The 17,411-nt window shown below is 37.2% G+C and carries 16 protein-coding genes; 7 read left to right on the top strand and 9 right to left on the bottom strand.

The genetic code is table 11. From position 1 onward, the window contains the following. Positions 1 to 289 precede the first annotated feature (289 nt). Positions 290 to 946 carry a polysaccharide deacetylase family protein gene (locus ASE92_RS02985; protein ID WP_056848594.1) on the bottom strand — a complete coding sequence of 219 codons (657 nt, stop codon included), beginning with the start codon at positions 944 to 946 and terminating at the stop codon, positions 290 to 292. Between the two features lie 20 nt (positions 947 to 966). Between ASE92_RS02985 and ASE92_RS02990 the strand changes: the two genes are divergently transcribed. From ASE92_RS02990 to ASE92_RS03005, 4 genes are all read left to right on the top strand, one after another. Further along, a complete protein-coding gene (locus tag ASE92_RS02990; protein ID WP_235527266.1) occupies positions 967 to 2,376 on the top strand; it encodes a TolC family protein in 1,410 nt (469 codons plus the stop codon). A gap of 132 nt (positions 2,377 to 2,508) precedes the next feature. Next, positions 2,509 to 3,849, top strand: a complete 1,341-nt coding sequence (locus ASE92_RS02995) for an efflux RND transporter periplasmic adaptor subunit (RefSeq protein WP_082454886.1) — start codon at positions 2,509 to 2,511, stop codon at positions 3,847 to 3,849. A 157-nt stretch (positions 3,850 to 4,006) separates the two neighbouring features. Then, positions 4,007 to 5,005: an NAD(P)H-dependent glycerol-3-phosphate dehydrogenase gene (locus ASE92_RS03000; RefSeq protein WP_056848596.1), complete on the top strand. Its 999-nt coding sequence runs from the start codon at positions 4,007 to 4,009 to the stop codon at positions 5,003 to 5,005. Positions 5,006 to 5,205: 200 nt separating this feature from the next. After that, positions 5,206 to 5,547, top strand: a complete 342-nt coding sequence (locus tag ASE92_RS03005) for a hypothetical protein (RefSeq protein WP_056848597.1) — start codon at positions 5,206 to 5,208, stop codon at positions 5,545 to 5,547. Between the two features lie 70 nt (positions 5,548 to 5,617). Here the strand turns inward: ASE92_RS03005 and rimO are convergent, their stop codons facing one another. From rimO to rpmB, 6 genes are all read right to left on the bottom strand, one after another. Beyond that, the gene (gene rimO, locus ASE92_RS03010; RefSeq protein WP_056848598.1) at positions 5,618 to 6,949 is read right to left on the bottom strand and encodes a 30S ribosomal protein S12 methylthiotransferase RimO; all 1,332 of its coding nucleotides are present in this window, start codon (positions 6,947 to 6,949) and stop codon (positions 5,618 to 5,620) included. Between the two features lie 93 nt (positions 6,950 to 7,042). Then, positions 7,043 to 7,435: a GxxExxY protein gene (locus ASE92_RS03015; protein WP_082454888.1), complete on the bottom strand. Its 393-nt coding sequence runs from the start codon at positions 7,433 to 7,435 to the stop codon at positions 7,043 to 7,045. A gap of 52 nt (positions 7,436 to 7,487) precedes the next feature. Beyond that, positions 7,488 to 8,450 (bottom strand): signal recognition particle-docking protein FtsY, encoded by a 963-nt coding sequence (gene ftsY, locus ASE92_RS03020; RefSeq protein ID WP_056848600.1) that lies wholly within the window; start codon positions 8,448 to 8,450, stop codon positions 7,488 to 7,490. A gap of 82 nt (positions 8,451 to 8,532) precedes the next feature. Beyond that, positions 8,533 to 8,688, bottom strand: coding sequence for a DUF4295 domain-containing protein (locus ASE92_RS20680; protein ID WP_010599808.1), 156 nt, complete (start codon positions 8,686 to 8,688; stop codon positions 8,533 to 8,535). A gap of 82 nt (positions 8,689 to 8,770) precedes the next feature. Then, entirely contained in the window at positions 8,771 to 8,953 is a 183-nt protein-coding gene (gene rpmG, locus ASE92_RS03025) for a 50S ribosomal protein L33 (RefSeq protein WP_010599807.1), read from the bottom strand. 44 nt (positions 8,954 to 8,997) lie between these two features. Beyond that, the gene (gene rpmB / locus ASE92_RS03030; protein ID WP_010599806.1) at positions 8,998 to 9,231 is read right to left on the bottom strand and encodes a 50S ribosomal protein L28; all 234 of its coding nucleotides are present in this window, start codon (positions 9,229 to 9,231) and stop codon (positions 8,998 to 9,000) included. Positions 9,232 to 9,436: 205 nt separating this feature from the next. Between rpmB and acs the strand changes: the two genes are divergently transcribed. Next, complete coding sequence (acs, locus tag ASE92_RS03035; RefSeq protein WP_255352333.1) at positions 9,437 to 11,347, top strand: acetate--CoA ligase; 1,911 nt, start codon at positions 9,437 to 9,439, stop codon at positions 11,345 to 11,347. 69 nt (positions 11,348 to 11,416) lie between these two features. Here acs and ASE92_RS03040 read toward each other — a convergent pair whose 3' ends face one another. Beyond that, positions 11,417 to 12,781 (bottom strand): RagB/SusD family nutrient uptake outer membrane protein, encoded by a 1,365-nt coding sequence (locus tag ASE92_RS03040; protein ID WP_082454889.1) that lies wholly within the window; start codon positions 12,779 to 12,781, stop codon positions 11,417 to 11,419. 17 nt (positions 12,782 to 12,798) lie between these two features. Then, positions 12,799 to 15,891, bottom strand: a complete 3,093-nt coding sequence (locus ASE92_RS03045) for a TonB-dependent receptor (protein WP_056848603.1) — start codon at positions 15,889 to 15,891, stop codon at positions 12,799 to 12,801. A gap of 195 nt (positions 15,892 to 16,086) precedes the next feature. Between ASE92_RS03045 and ASE92_RS03050 the strand changes: the two genes are divergently transcribed. Continuing rightward, positions 16,087 to 16,272 carry a CsbD family protein gene (locus tag ASE92_RS03050; protein WP_056848604.1) on the top strand — a complete coding sequence of 62 codons (186 nt, stop codon included), beginning with the start codon at positions 16,087 to 16,089 and terminating at the stop codon, positions 16,270 to 16,272. A 64-nt stretch (positions 16,273 to 16,336) separates the two neighbouring features. Continuing rightward, a complete protein-coding gene (locus ASE92_RS03055) occupies positions 16,337 to 17,389 on the top strand; it encodes a glycoside hydrolase family 130 protein (RefSeq protein ID WP_056848605.1) in 1,053 nt (350 codons plus the stop codon). The last annotated feature ends 22 nt before the right edge of the window (positions 17,390 to 17,411 follow it).

Raw genomic sequence — 17,411 nt, forward strand, 5'->3', positions numbered from 1 at the left:
TCAACCCTTAAATATAATTCGGGCAGGCTATTAAGTAATTTGGAATTGTTCTAAATTAATGTAAATGATTGAAAATGAAGTCATGAAAACGTAGTAATTATTTGTTCATTTAGCTCAAAAGATAATTCAAATAACCCTTCATTTATGCCTTTAAGTATAAGTGATATAACTGTCCATAAACGAACATTAATGTTCATTTACGAACGTATCTTAAAATGCACTCATGATATTATAACCTTACCGTGGCACTAACGACGCTAATTTTCTATGGCACAGGTTTGGCTAAAAGCTACAACATTGAAAAAGTGAAACCTTTATCCGAAAAATATTTTAACACCCTTGGCAATGTGAACTCCAAACGATCGAAAGCTTTCAAACTATCATGAAACACCACTATCGAACCATTTTCGGTGTGTTTGATCACGTTTTGGAAACACTTCTCGGGCGAAAGATTAATGTCAAAGTCACCGCTGAGTACATCCCACATGACGATGTTGAGTCCAGAGTTTTTAGTCTTTGGTTTTGAGTCGGATTGCGTTTTGAGAACTAATGACTGTAGACTTTTGACTTGAGACTTTTTTATCCTTCCATAAGGAGGCCTGAAAAGATTGGTTTGGGTAAGTTCCTGGCACTTGAGGGTATTTTCGATATAGGTTTCATCGTCGGTGTTCCATCCTTTTAAATGGTTAAAAGTATGGTTTCCGATGGCATGTCCGTCATTTATTACACGAGCATAAACTTCGGGATGTTTTACAATATTATCGCCAATACAGAAAAATGTGGCCTTTGCATTAAAAGCTTTCAAAGTTTTTAAAACAAAATCTGTAACATTGGGTATAGGTCCATCGTCAAAGGTCAAATAAATAACTTTTTCGGTGCGGGATTTATTCCATAACAATGATGGATAATACCATTTTAGCAGAAGCGGCGATTTGATCAGGTACATTTTACAACCAAAGTTAGTAAATGCCTGTACAGATTGAAATTATTAAAGTTGTTTATATAGATTTGAAACAAATTATGAAAATGTTTACCAAGAATAAGTTACTTACCGGATCTGCATTGTTATTAGCACTAAGCTTTGGTCAAAATGTTAAGGCGCAAGAAGTAATCACCATTGAACAAGCGGTTGAAAATACGCTGAAAAATAACTTAAACATTAAACAAGCTGCTTTTAGTGCGGCGCTGAGTGAGGAAAACTTGCTCCAATCCAAAAATGCATTGTTGCCAACTTTAAATGGAAGTGTAAATCAATCTATGCAATGGGGTAGGAGTCAGCAGGTTTCGGGTTTATTCGAAAACACGCAGAACTATAATTTGAATCCCAACTTAAATGCGAACGTTACTTTATTTGGTGGGGGAACAAAAATTAACCAGATCAAACAAAATAAATTTTTGTTAGATGCTGGAAAAACCAATGTAGATAAAGTAAAAAACGATTTGATTTTGCAGGTTGTTACTGCATATCTTCAGGTTTTAAATAATCAGGATCAGGTAAAAGCCACGCAACAACAACTAGAGGTTGCTAATTCGACTTTAAAACGTGAGCAGGCTTTATTGGATGTAGGTAACAAAACCCTGGCCGATATTTCTCAGGCAAAATCGCAGGCTGCAACTGCAGAATTGAACTTAACAAATGCGGAGAATCAACTTACGATATCTTATTTAACTTTAGGTCAGTTGATGGAAATTCAGCCACCAATGACTTTTAAAGTTCAACCACCAATGGTTAATGAAATAGAAAATGTTAAAACGGCTTATGTTCCAAGCGATATTTACAAGCAGGCAATGGAAACCTTTCCTGACATTAAATTGGCTTTGAACTATTCAAAAGCAGCTGAAAAAGCAGTTGACGTTGCAAGAGGTAGTTTCTTTCCGCAAATCACTTTAGGTGGTGGTTTAGGTTCTGCTTATTACTATCAGTTTAATGCCAATCCATTGTTTCCGAACTCCAGATTTGCAGACCAATTATCTGATAACTTTGGCCAATTTGTAAGCATGGGAATTCAAATCCCTATTTTTAATGGATTCTCTACACGTTCCAATGTTCGCCGGGCAAAAATCACTTTACAGCAGCGTAGAACTGATGAAACTTTGGCCAAAAATAATTTAATTAAGGTTATTAATCAGGCAGTTGCCGATTTAAATGCCGCTAAAAGTCGTTATAGTTCAACTCAAAATGCATTTCAAGCTCAAAAAGATGCTTTTTATGTAATCGATCAACGTTATAATGTAGGCTTGGTAAACTCATTAGATTATAGCACAGCACAAACCAATAGAAACAAAGCAGAAATTGATTTTATCTTGGCGAAATACGATTTAATATTTAGAGCGAAGGTGATTGATTATTACTTGGGCAAACAAATTACTTTTTAGATAAGAGCAAGGAATGAGGATCAAGGAGTAAAGATCTAATACTAAGAACAAAACACAAGAATCTGTAATTCACTAAATTAGGTTATCATCCTCGAAGTGAAAAATAAAACAAACGAAATACATTAAACAATTATGAAACTGAAGCACATATTAATTACCATTGGTGTCATTCTTGCCATTTTAGCCGTGTTGGCTGTAACTGGCGTTATAGGTGGCGAAAAAATTGAAAAAGTTACCGTAGATAAAGCATCAGATAAAACTGTGGTAGAAACAGTAACTGCAAGTGGTAAAATTCAACCAGAAACCGAAGTTAAATTAAGTTCTGAGGTATCGGGAGAAGTGGTAGAACTGAAAGTTAAAGAAGGCGATATTGTCAAAGCCGGGCAGTTACTTTGTAAAGTTCGTCCAGATATTTTGCAATCAGGTTATGAGCGTACAGTGGCTTCATATAACGCTCAGAAAGCAAGTGTTGCTGCCGCACAACAGCAACTGGCTCAAAATCAAGCTAATTTTGTTAATGCCGAAGCTACGTATAAACGTAATGTAGAGTTGTTTAATAAAAAAGTGATATCAGCATCAGAATTTGATGCCGCCAAAGCTGCCTATTTAACAGCAAAAGCAACCTTAGCCAGTGCAAAAGAAAATGTAACTGGTGCTAAATTTACTTTAGAGCAAACAGGTGCAAATGTGAAGGAAGCAGGTGCCAATTTAGCCAGAACAACCATTTATGCTCCGGCAGATGGTGTAGTTTCAAAACTATCAATCGAATTGGGCGATCGTATTTTGGGAACCTCGCAAATGGCTGGTACCGAAATTATGCGTATTTCCAATCTTTCATCAATGGAAGTAAATGTAGATGTAAATGAAAACGATATTACCCGTGTTAAAGTGGGCGATAAAGCTTCTATTGAGGTTGATGCTTTTGCTGATAAAAAATTTAGAGGTGTAGTAACAGAAATTGCAAGTTCATCAACAGCAGTTGGAACAACTACTTCCACTTCAGTAGATCAGGTAACTAACTTCTCTGTAAAAATCAGAATTACAGAAGTAATGGAAGGCAAACAACAATCTATTTTCCGTCCGGGAATGTCGGCAACTGTTGATATTGAAAGTGAAACCGTTAATGGTTTAGCTGTTCCAATTCAGGCCGTATTTACCGAAAGTGGTAAGGCAGGCGAAGGCGACAAAAATAGCGGGAATCAGGAAAATACCGATAAGCAGAAGTCGAAATTAACCGATAAGAAAATAAAACAATTCGTATATACTTTTGATTCCAAAACAAAGAAGGTAAAAAAAGTTGAAGTGAATACAGGGATCCAGAATGATCAGTTTATCATCGTTAAATCGGGTGTAAAAGCTGGTCAGGAAATTGTAACAGGTCCTTATTCAGCAATCCAAAATAAGTTAAAAGACGGTATGGTTGTAGAAAAAACGGCTAAGGATCAGCTGTTTAACAAAGACGGCAAGAAGTAGTTTATAATTCATTGCAAGAAATAGTAACTTGCACAACCGTTTAAGGTGTAAACCAGGGTTAGGGGTGTAAGGTTTAAGGTTTATAGACATCAAGTCTATACCTTAAGTCTTACACCTTTTACCTTACACCTTTTACCTTAAAACCTTTTTTATAAACATGGTACCTAAAATAGCGATGATAGGGGGCGGGAGCTGGGCGACTGCCATTGTTAAAATGCTTTCTGATAATTTATCCGAAAAAGAAATTTATTGGTGGATGCGCAATGAAGTGGCTATTGATCACATTAAAAAGTTTAAGCATAACCCACATTATCTAAGTTCTGTTGAAATAAAATTGGCAGATGATAACTTGTCTTCAAACGTAAAAGAAATTATTAGTGCTGCTGACTTTGTGATCCTAAACGTACCTGCCGCCTTCATAAAGGAAACGCTTTCGGCAATTACTAGTGACGATCTAAAAGGGAAGAAAATTGTTTCTGCGATTAAAGGTATAGTACCAGAAGATAACTTGATTATTGGAGAGTTTTTACATGAGCGCTACGCCATTCCATATCATGATATTTTGGTGGTAAGCGGCCCTTGCCATGCCGAAGAGGTTGCTTTTGAAAAACTATCGTACCTCACTATTGCCTGTACAGATATTGAAAAAGCTTCAGGTTTTGCATCATTATTAAATACCCATTACATCAAAACCAACGTTTCTGACGATATTTTCGGGACGGAATATGCAGCTGTTTTAAAAAATATTTATGCTGTAGCAAGTGGAATTTGTCACGGTATAGGTTACGGGGATAACTTCCAGGCGGTATTAATTAGCAATGCCATTAGAGAGATAAAACGTTTTGTTGACGCTGTTCACCCCATCAATCGCGATATTATGGAATCTGCCTATTTAGGCGATTTATTGGTTACGGCTTATTCTCAATTTAGCCGCAACCGTACTTTTGGCAACATGGTTGGCAAGGGTTATACCGTAAAATCAGCGCAGCTAGAAATGAATATGATTGCTGAGGGCTATTACGCGGCCAAATGTATGCACATTAAAAACCTTGAATTTAATGTAGATATGCCAATTAGTAAAGCCGTTCACAATATTTTATATGAAAACCGATCGCCTCAAATGGAGATGAAGTTACTTGCCGAGAAAATCAATTAATAGCTGTAAAGCAATGAACTGTTAATCGGTTACTGCAGTCCTTCTTTTCGTTTTATCTTTTTGTTCGTGGTACTGCTGGGATTAAAATTTTTGGGCCAAAAAGGATATCACTTCAATAAGGTTTATTTAACATTTTATAGTAATCCTATTTAAAACAAATTGGCTGTTATCGCGTTCTACACTAAATAAAAATAACTGTCATGAAAAAGAAATTTGCAATAGGATTATTAACACTCGCATTATTTGGCGGTGTAAGCTTAAGTGTTAATGCACAAGAGAAAAAAACAGATGTTGGTAAAGCACTAGATAAAACCGGAAAAGCCATTGGAAAAGGTGCAAAATCGGTTGGTAATAAAACTGCCGAAGTTGCGGTGAAAGGCGGCTCGAAAGTAGCAGATAAAACCTGGAAAGGCAAAATGGCACCAGATGGTTCTGATGTTTACATCAATGCTAAAAACGAAAAGTATTACGTAAACTCAAAAGGTGCGAAAATTTGGTTAAAACCAAGTCAAATCAAAACCAGAGTAGAAAAAAAGAACTAAAATAATGAATAGCAAAAAGCCTCGGTTGAAAGTATTTCAAACCGAGGCTTTTTTTATTTTTATAACTCTTTTAAACTATTGTTCCGTACAAATCGAAATCTTCAGCTCTGTCTATTTTAACGTTTACAAAACTGCCATTTGCTGCATAACCTGTAGCAGCGTCGATTAAAACTTCATTATCCACTTCTGGTGAATCGAATTCTGTTCTTCCAACAAAGAAATCGCCCTCCTTTTTATCAACCAAAACTTTGAAAGTATGCCCAACTTTTTCCTGGTTAATATCAAATGAAATGCCTTGTTGAATTTCCATGATCTCATCTACACGTTGTTGTTTAACTTCATCAGCAACATCATCAACTAGGGTGTGCGCATGAGTTTTCTCTTCATGAGAATAGGTAAAACAACCTAAACGATCAAACTTGGTTTCTTCAACCCACTGTTTCATTTCCTCAAAATCGTGTTCTGTTTCGCCCGGATACCCACAAATTAAAGTAGTTCTCATCGCAATATTAGGCACCTTATCTCTAATTTGATTTACCAAATCAATTGTTTTCTGTTTCGTTGTACCACGACGCATTGATTTCAACATATTATCTGTAATGTGTTGAAGCGGCATATCCAGATATTTGCAAATATTATCACGCTCATTCATGGCATCCAAAATTTCCATAGGGAAACCAGAAGGGTAGGCGTATTGTAAACGAATCCATTCAATACCAGGAACATCAGATAAACGACGCATAAGTTCATCCAACTTTCTAACGCCATACAAATCCAAGCCGTAGTAAGTTAAATCCTGTGCAATTAGAATCAACTCTTTGGTGCCGTTTTTAGCTAGAATTTTGGCTTCGTTAACCAACTCTTCCATCGGTTTACTCATGTGTTTTCCACGCATCAGCGGAATAGCACAAAATGAACAAGGACGGTTACAGCCTTCGGCTATTTTGAAATAGGCAAAGTGAGATGGCGTGGTCAATAAACGTTCGCCAATAAGTTCATGTTTGTAGTTTGCGCCTAACTCGTGAAGTATATTTTGTAAATCGTTGGTGCCAAAAAAAGCATCCACGTTGGTAATTTCCGATTCTAGTTCTGGTTTGTAACGTTCTGATAAACATCCTGTTACTACCACTTTTCCAATTTTCCCTGCTTCCTTTAGTTCGCTGAACTGGAGAATGGTATCAATAGATTCTTGTTTAGCATTATCAATAAAACCGCAGGTATTGATTACTACAATATCATCTTTCCCCATCTTATCAGACTCGTGAACAACGTTTAAGTTATTGCCACGCAGCTGCCCCATCAATACTTCCGAATCGTATATATTCTTAGAGCAACCCAAAGTAATTACATTTATTTTGGGTTGTTTAATTGCGGTTTTACTTTTTACTATTTTGGTATTCATATAATGTTGATGTTACCGATTATAAATGATTCCACTGATAAAGGTGGATAACATTACAACTGATAAAAGATTTTGAGTTTTATAATTTAAGTGTTAAACAGAGAGTCTTTTTATTTCACAGCTGGTATTGCCAAAGTTAATTAATAAACCTGTTTTAACTTTGCTGGCTTTTAAATATGATAAAAGTTGACTTTGAAATAACTTAGGTTGAAATCCTGTAACTGATTTTAATTCTACAATCACTTGATTTTCAACAAAAAGATCGCACCTAAATTTTCCAATATTGACATCTTGAAAGATTACATCAAATTCTTTTTCTGCTTGAAATAACAATCCAGCTTGGTTCAGTTTTATTTTTAAAGCATTTGCATAGATTTTTTCAAGAAAACCATGCCCGAGCTCATTGTGTTTTTGAAAGCAACAACCAATTATAATCTCAGTAAGCTTATCATTCTGATTTTCAGTTGTATTTATCTGCTTAAGTATTTTTTATCATCAGTGTAATCAACTAAAAATCGGTGCAATCAACCGCTTGCGTTTATTTAAACAAACTATTCACAAACTCTTTCTTATCAAAAAGCTGCAAATCGCCTATCTTTTCTCCTACGCCAATATATTTAACTGGAATTTTAAACTGATCGGAAATGCCAATTACAACACCTCCTTTGGCTGTTCCATCTAATTTTGTGATGGCCAATGCGTTAACATCGGTAGCTTCGGTGAATTGTTTGCATTGCTCAAAAGCATTTTGCCCGGTTGAAGCATCTAATACAAGCAAAATTTCATGTGGCGCACCTGGAACAACCTTTTGCATCACCTGCTTAATTTTGCCCAACTCATTCATTAAGCCAACTTTATTGTGTAAACGTCCGGCAGTATCAATAATTACTACATCTTCGCCATTGGCAACAGCCGATTGTAGAGTATCAAAAGCGACAGAGGCAGGATCAGATCCCATCGGTTGGGCAACAACTCTTACACCAACACGTTCTCCCCAAAGTTTAATTTGATCTACAGCAGCAGCTCTGAAGGTATCTGCAGCACCTAAAACAACCTTAAGACCAGATTCTTTTAATTTGTGGGCCAATTTGCCAATGGTGGTTGTTTTACCAACGCCATTAACACCAACCACCATAATTACATAGGGTTTGTGATCGCCATATTCAAACTGACGGAAATCGTTGCTATTATTTTCAGAAAGCAGAAGTTGAATTTCATCTCTTAAAATGAAATTTAATTCAGACGTATTAAGGTATTTGTCTTTAGAAACGCGTTCCTCAATCCTTTTTATGATTTTTAACGTGGTGCTTACTCCAACATCAGAAGTAACCAAAACTTCTTCGAGATTATCGAGCACTTCGTCATCAACTGTTGATTTTCCGGCAACAGCTTTGGTAATTTTATTGAAGAAACCATCTTTAGTTTTTTCTAAACCTTTATCCAAAGCTTCTTGAGCCTCTGGAGCAATTTCTTTCTTTTTGAAAAAATCAAATAAGCCCATATCTAAATTTGCTATAACAAAAAAAGCCCTCCCGGTTAAAACGGAACGGCCTTTAATATTTTCTGATTAAAAAATATTAACCTTATTTAGATGCGATAGCATCTTTTACGTGGTCGTTATGAACGATAAGTTCTTTGAATGAGTAAGCACCAGTTTTTGGTGATTTAACCATTGTGATCACTTTCGAATATTCTTTACCTGTACCTGTTTTAAGGGTTGCAACTACTTTCTTTGCCATGTTCTTATAATTTTAATGATTGAATGATAGATTGATAGAATGGGGGTTCCTCACCCTAACCTTCTACTATAAATCACCAATCTTATTTAATTTCTTTGTGTACGGTTACTTTTCTCAATACCGGGTTGAATTTTTTCAATTCTAAACGCTCAGTAGTGTTTTTACGGTTTTTCGTAGAAATATATCTAGACATACCTGGCATGCCACTTTCTTTGTGCTCAGTACATTCTAAAATAACCTGAACTCTGTTACCTTTTTTTGCCATTTTAATATTAATTGTAAACTGTTAATCTCAACAGTTAATGTTTTTTACAAAAATCCTTTTTTTACGAAACGGTTAATTGCTTCGCTAATACCCACTTTATTGATGGTCTTAATCGCTGAAGTAGAAACTTTCAACGTAATCCAACGGTCTTCTTCAGGGATATAAAATTTCTGAAGTTTCAAATTAGGATAAAATTTGCGTTTGGTTTTAACGTTCGAGTGTGATACGTTATTACCTTTCATTGCCATTTTTCCTGTTAAATCACAAACTCTTGACATGACTTGTAAATATAGTTGTTAAAATATCGTCGCTTAATTTTTTTAAGAGTGTGCAAATATCTGAATAATAATTGTAAACAACAAGAGGGGGTGTAAATATTTTCTATATTTTTTCAATTTTCGTTGGCCATATCCATTTTGATACGATTTGAATATTTGTGCTAATAATTATTTATTTAAATTAGCCGCTAGTAATCCCAAATATATAACGAGCACCATGCAAATTACATCTTTTAAACAATACGAAGAAGATTATAAAAAAAGTATCGAAAACCCTGAACAATTTTGGGGCGAGGTTGCCCAGAACTTTCAGTGGAAAAAACCGTGGTTTAAAGTTTTATCATGGAATTTTAACGAGCCAGACATTAAATGGTTCGAGGGTGCCAAACTAAACATCACCGAAAACTGCCTGGATCGTCACTTAGAAAAGAACGGTGATAAACCTGCTATCATTTGGGAGCCCAATAATCCTGAGGAAGAAAGTGTTACCCTAACGTATAAGATGTTGCACGAACGAGTGTGCCGTTTTGCCAATGTTTTAAAACGTAACGGAGCAAAAAAAGGCGACCGGATTTGCATTTATATGCCTATGGTTCCTGAGCTGGCAATTGCAGTGCTGGCTTGTGCCAGAATAGGAGCCGTTCACTCGGTAATTTTTGGTGGTTTCTCTGCCAAATCCATTGCCGATCGGATTAACGATTCGCAATGTAAATTGGTAATTACTGCAGATGGTGCGTATCGCGGAAATAAACAAATTCCGTTGAAAGATGTAATTGACGATGCGCTTATCGGCTGCCCTACCGTAGAAAAATGTATTGTGCTTACGCATGTGCGTACTCCGGTTTCCATGTTGAAAGGTAGAGATGTGTGGTGGGAAGATGAAGTTAAACACGTAAATGATATCTGCGAAGCCGAAGAGATGGATGCAGAAGATATGCTGTTCATTTTGTACACTTCGGGTTCTACTGGTAAACCAAAAGGCGTGGTACATACTTGCGGCGGATACATGGTTTATGCTGGTTATACCTTCACAAATGTATTCAATTATCAACCAGGTGAGGTTTATTTCTGTACCGCTGATATCGGTTGGATTACTGGTCACTCATACATTGTGTACGGACCACTTTCTCAAGGGGCAACTTCTGTATTATTTGAAGGGATTCCAACCTACCCTAATGCTTCTCGGTTTTGGGATATTGTAGAAAAACATAAGGTAAATACATTATACACCGCACCAACTGCTATACGTTCATTAATGAGCTTTGGCGAGGAACCGTTACAAGGAAAAGATTTAAGTTCTATTCGTGTGCTCGGCTCTGTAGGAGAACCTATAAACGAAGAGGCCTGGCATTGGTTTGACGAAAAAATTGGACATGGTAAAGCACCAATTGTTGATACCTGGTGGCAAACCGAAACCGGAGGAATTATGATCTCGCCTATTGCCACAGTGACGCCAACAAAACCAAGTTACGCCACTTTGCCTCTGCCGGGTATTCAGCCTATTCTGGTAGATGAAAATGGTAAAGAAATTGAAGGCAATGGAGTGAGTGGAAATCTTTGCATTAAATTTCCATGGCCTGGAATGTTACGTACTACCTATGGCGATCATGAACGATGCAAGCAGACCTATTTTTCTACTTATGAGAATTTATATTTCACTGGCGATGGCTGCTTACGCGATGAGGATGGATACTATAGAATCACTGGTAGGGTTGATGATGTTTTGAATGTTTCTGGTCATAGAATTGGTACTGCGGAAGTAGAAAACGCCATTAATATGCATGCTGGTGTGGTTGAAAGTGCAGTTGTCGGCTATCCGCATGATGTAAAAGGACAAGGAATTTATGCTTTCGTAATTAATCCAGAAATGCATGGCGAAGCAGAATTGACCAAAAAAGATATTCTGCAAACGGTTACCCGAGTAATTGGTGCCATTGCTAAACCAGATAAAATCCTTTTCGTGTCCGGCTTGCCAAAAACACGTTCGGGCAAGATTATGCGAAGAATATTAAGAAAAATTGCTGAGGGTGATACCGCTAATTTAGGCGATACTTCAACTTTGTTGGATCCAGGGGTGGTAGAAGAAATTATAGCGGCTTCGAAAGCGCTGAAATAGATAAAACATTCTCAGTAACAAAAAATGCCGATCATTTGATCGGCATTTTTTTGGTTTAATGAATTGTGGTTAATATCCTGGATTTTGAACCAGATTTTTGTTCGCATCCATTTCTATTTGAGGAATTGGAAAAACTAAATTGTTTGCATTCCAAGCAATCGACCCAATATTGGTTTGCGTTCTTTTGGCGTCGTGTAATGCAAATCCCTCGAAGGCTAGTTCCAGCTTACGTTCATTTAAAATATTTGCTAATGTTGCATTGGTTGTCGTTAATCCCGCTCGTCCTCTTACAATAGATAGATCTTGAAGAGGTGTGCGCCCACCAATGGGTGCCGCTGGAGCCAAACGCACATTACATTCCGCTCTAATTAAGTACATCTCAGCTAACCTGATAATAGAAACATTACCATAAGGATTTGCATATTTTGAAGTGAACATATCTCCATCATCGTAGAAAGCATTCACCCGATCATCTGAGCCAACATAGTTAGCATCAATCCAGCTTTGGGAAATAACTGCATCTCCACGGCCGCCGTAGGTCGACGATCCATAAAACTCATTATATCCATTAAATCCGGTTAGGGTCGTAACCTGAATAGAAAATACATCTTCAGTTGTATTTAAGCCCGGGCTTGATCCCATTGTTGGGAAAGCAGCAGTGTATGACGATGTTAATGAGTAGTTTCCAGAAGTAATAACTCTGTTTGCAGCAGCGCCAGCAGCAGCGTAATTTCCCATCTGTAAATACAGTCTTGCAAGAATTCCTGCTGCAGATGACTTTGTAGCAAAAAATCCATTTGTTGCTGGTAATTTTGCCTCAGCGTCTGTTAAATCAGCAATTGCTTGCGCATAAACTGCCGCAACCGTAGCTCTTGTTACATAGCTTTCATCTGTGACTGCTGTTGTTGGCGTAAGCACTATTGGTACCCCTAAATTTGTCGCAGGAGACCCATCATTATATGCTTTTCCATATAACCTCACTAAATCAAAATAAACAGCGCCTCTTATAAATTTGGCTTCACCTTCTACTTTATTTTTTTTCGCCGCATCAACTTTGCTTATCGCAGACAATATATTATTTGCATCGTTTATAGCTGTGTAACCCGCAGCCCAAACGTTGTTTACGAAAGTATTTGTTTTTAATAACTGCTTATTAATGGTCTGGGTGAGCTCCTCATAGGTTCCATACCACTCGATAGCATTTGTGTTCGCTAGAAAATCGGCCATCAAAAAGGCCCTCCCACCATAAAGATTTCTGCTTCCCAATTCAGAATAAGCTCCAACTAAAGCAACTTCTACATCCTTAGAAGTAAGTAAAGCTTTACTTTGCTCAATTGTATCTACAGGGGAAATTTCAAGTGCTTTTTTACAAGATGATATTACCGACAGTAACATCGATGCCATTATCAATTTATATATATATGTCTTTTTCATGTCTATTCGTCGTTTAATTATAAGCCAATATTGATACCGAATGAAATTACGCGAGGCTGAGGTGCAGAATAGAAATCGACACCCTGGTTGATGTTGGTTGATTGATAATCAGCATTTACCTCTGGATCCCAACCCTTGAAGCCTGTTATAGTTGCCAAGTTTTGTGCAGTAGCATATAATCTTAACTTACTTAATTTGATTTTAGTCAGTACTGAAGTTGAAAAAGTGTAACCCAGCGTTAAGGTTTTTAAACGGATAAAATTACCACTTGAAATATATCTGGTTGAATTTCCAACACCATTCCCATAAAATAATCGTGGTTCCGGAACGGAAGTAAGATCCCCAGGTTTATCCCAATAATCTGATTGATCTGCTGTTTGATTATCGTAGCCGTTTGATGCGTTTGCACTCATATATTGACCGCCTGCATTAAAAATTTTATTTCCAGCTACCCCCTGAAAAAATACTCCTAAATCAAAGTTTTTATAAGAAAATGTATTATTGATACCAAAAGTATATTTAGGATTTGGATTTCCAGCAAAAATACGTTGAGCTTCATTGATATCTGTTGTAGTTTCTTTGTTTAAATTACCAGAAGCATCGGTGGTGTTTTTATAATACAAAGCATCACCATTAGATGGATCAACTCCTGCATATTCTGGCAAGTAAAAAACACCAATTGGTTGTCCTGCAATTGCAGCATTAATCTCGTTACTGTTCAAAACCTGACCACCTAAATCAGTAATTTTATTGTTGTTAATTGCAGCTGTTATCGCGGTCGACCATTTAAAGGCACCGACAAAGTTTTCTGAGTTAATTCCAAGTTCGAAGCCAGTATTTTTTAACTTACCTAAATTTTGTGTCTTTGTAGAAAAACCAGTTGTTTGCGGAATTGGTACATCCAACAATAAATCGGTTGTGTTTTTCTGATAGAAATCAAATGTTCCAGTAATCCTGTTTTTTAGTATACCAAAATCTAATCCAATATCAAGTTGTTTAGTTTTTTCCCATGTTAAATCAGGATTGGCAATTCTCGTTGGAATTTGTCCCGCAACTCCGCCATAAGCACCGGTTCCGCTGAATAAACCACGAGCAGAATAGTTTCCTATTTCTGCGTTACCGGTCAAACCGTAGCTCGCTCTTAGTTTTAATAAGCTAATCGTTTCGCTACTTTTTAAGAAATCCTCCTCTGATGCAATCCAGGCTACTGATCCAGCAGGGAAGTAGCCATATCTATTATTTTCTCCAAATCTAGATGATCCGTCGGCTCTTACACTAAAACCCACCAAGTAACGATCGTTGTATTTGTAATTTGCTCTAAAAAAATAAGACAAAAAGCTAAAGGCACTTTCATTACTTGTTGCTATTACCTTAGTAGCAGCTGATCCTAATTTGATGTATGCATCACTCGGAAAATCTTGACCTTCTAGTGTGCTGTATTTCGAAGTGGATTTTTGATAGCTTGTTCCTAAAATGGCATCAAATGCACTTTTACCGAAGGTGGTATTATAGCTAAAAAAGTTGTTTGTATTCGCATTGATAACGAATGTTGAGATGTTTTGTCCATCCCCATTAGCTGTTCCAGTATTTCTAAAAGTTAAGGAACCATAATAGCTCTCTTCGTTTTGGTTCAAGTTATCAATCGAGAAATCTGTGCTGAATTTTAAGCCTTTCGCAATGTTAACATTTGCAAATGCTTTGCCGATTGTGCGGTAAACAGTTGCTTTATATGCCGCATTTTCAATTCCGATAAAAGGGTTATAATAAACAGGGTAGTTCGAAGCAGCACCTGGTAAAGTCCCGCTAATTAACCCTGATCTTGGATCAATGAAAGGCGTAATTGGCGATAGGGCTACTGATTGTAAAGGGCTAGAGAACGCGTTATCATTTGATAACCGATTATTTATGCTGTTCGAAAAATTCAAATTCACACCAACCTCTAAAAAATCTGTAACCTTATTGGTTAGGTTTAATCTTCCGCTATAGCGCTTGTAGCTATTACCAACAATGATACCTTGCTGATCCAATGCTTGGCCGCCTATATAAAACTTAGTTTTTTCGTTACCTCCGGTTAAGTTTAAATCATACTGTTGCGTAACGGGATTCTTTTGGAATGATTCTCGTTCCCAATTTGTGTTTACCTTATAAGTCTGATAGTCGGTATTTCCGGCTGAATAGCGGGTTAGCCTTCCCTCAACAATTGATGTATAGTCATCAAGCGCCTCTTGTAGCGTGGCATAATCTCCATTAAGAAAATCCTGATTTGCAGCACCAGCGCCTGCTCTTCTTAAAATCTGAACATATTGTTCAGCATTCATAAATTCTCTATGATTAGATGGTGTACTAATTCCACCCAAAGCATTAAATTGAATAAGCGTTTTACCAACTTTACCTTGTTTGGTTGTGATTATTACCACACCATTCGATGCTCTTGCTCCATAAATTGCAGAAGCTGATGCATCTTTCAAAACCTCTATAGATTCAATATCATTCGTATTTAAATCGGCCAATGCACTTGTCGGAGCCGTTGTGCTTGAGAAATCTCCCGAAGTTATCGGGATTCCATCCACAATATAAAGTGGTTCACTACCAGCGGTAACAGATGCTGCTCCGCGAACCCTAACGGTAATTCCTTGCCCAAGCTTTCCATTTTGAGCTGATATCTGTACACCAGCTGCTTTGCCTTGTAGTGCTTGTTCGAAGCTGGTAACTGGAAGGTTCTCCAAATCTTTTGACTTAACTGAAGCTACCGACCCCGTCACATCACGTTTATTCTGCGTACCGTAACCCACTACCACCACCTCAGATAAGGTGGTATTGTCTTCGTCTAAACTGGCATTGACTGTGGTGCCTGTTATAGCTATTTCCTTGGTTTTAAACCCGATAAAAGTGAAAACCAACGATTTTGCATTTGCTGGTACGCTTAGTTTGTATGAACCAGTTGCATCGGTTTGAGTACCATTTGAAGCGGCGCCATTTACGTACACACTAACACCAGGTAAAGGCCCTGAGCTGTTAGAGGTAACTCTCCCGGTTATGACTTTATCTTGTGCGAAAGCAAGCGAAATCAGACCGAAAGATAAAATCATACTTAATAGTAGTTTTCTCATCAAAATTTAGTTTTAGTTAGTAATGGTTTATAGTTAGAAGAATGATAAATCAATGTAACAAAATTTTTATTTAAAACATTTAAGAATTATTTGTTTTAACATTTAATATCGTTTCAAAAGCGTATTTCGAAACAAAAATTGGAGATGGTTGTTAATAAACTAGATTAAAATTTGATTTACTAAAAAAAACTCGAAATGGACAAGTTAGAAATTAAAGGAAAGTGGAACGAAATAAAAGGAAAAGTTAAACAAGCTTATGCCGATTTAACTGATGATGATTTGAAGCACGATGAGGGGCAAGATGATGAGTTATTAGGGAGACTTCAGCAAAAAACAGGTAAAGGAAGAGACGAACTGGTAAAGTGGATTAATTCCTTGTAATTAATAATCAAATACCAAAACAGGCAATCAATTTGATTGCCTGTTTTGGTATAAATCTATTTTTATGGATATTGCGATCAGATTCGTAGAGAATCCAATTTTAGCGCCAAAAGATCTTGAAGCAAGCAGGCCAGGCCTAGAAATTGCCTGTTTGCTTAATCCTGGCGCTTTCACTTTTGATAACAAAACGTGGCTGCTCATTCGGGTAGCCGAGCGTCCCACACAAATTGCCGGAACTATTTCTTTTCCTGTACTTACCAATGATGGAATTGAGATTATTGCCATCAACGAGAATGATCCGGATTTGCAAGCCGAAGATCCTCGAATAATCCGGTATAAAGGTGCCGATTATTTAACTACATTATCTCATCTCCGCTTAGTTTGCAGTGATGATGGAGTAAATTTTTATCAACCTGAAGATTATCCATTGTTACAAGGAGAGGGAGAGGCAGAGCGGTACGGGATAGAAGATTGCAGGGTTGCACAAATAGATGATACCTATTATCTTACCTATACAGCTGTTTCTCAAAATGGTGTGGCGGTAGGGATGAGGACAACTAAAGATTGGAAAAACTTTGAGAGCAAAGGATTGATTATCCCACCACACAATAAAGATTGTGCAGTTTTCGACGAAAAGATTAATGGGAAATTTTACGCACTTCATCGTCCTAGTAGTGTTGATCTTGGTGGCAATTACATTTGGATTGCAGAATCACCTGATGGCACACATTGGGGAAACCATAAATGTCTCGTCAAAACCCGCGAAAATAATTGGGATAGTAAACGCGTTGGTGCAGGTGCGGCTCCAATAAAAACAAAGCGTGGGTGGCTCGAAATATATCATGGTGCCAATTCAAAACATCAGTATTGCTTAGGCGCATTTTTAATGGATCTTGAAGATCCATCAAAAGTATTGGCTCAAACCGATTCCGCGATAATGGTTCCAAATGAAGGCTATGAGCTAGACGGCTTTTTTGGGGAGGTGGTTTTTACCAATGGACATATTGTGAGCGGTGACGAACTGATAATCTATTACGGTGCAGCTGATGAGTTTGTTTGTGCGGCCAGATTTTCGATTAATGAAATATTATCAAAACTCGAATCGAGTCAGACCTAAAAAGCGTTCCGGCTTTTACACC

The organism is Pedobacter sp. Leaf41 (assembly GCF_001422545.1).
In the GTDB taxonomy this organism is placed as follows: Bacteria; Bacteroidota; Bacteroidia; order Sphingobacteriales; family Sphingobacteriaceae; genus Pedobacter.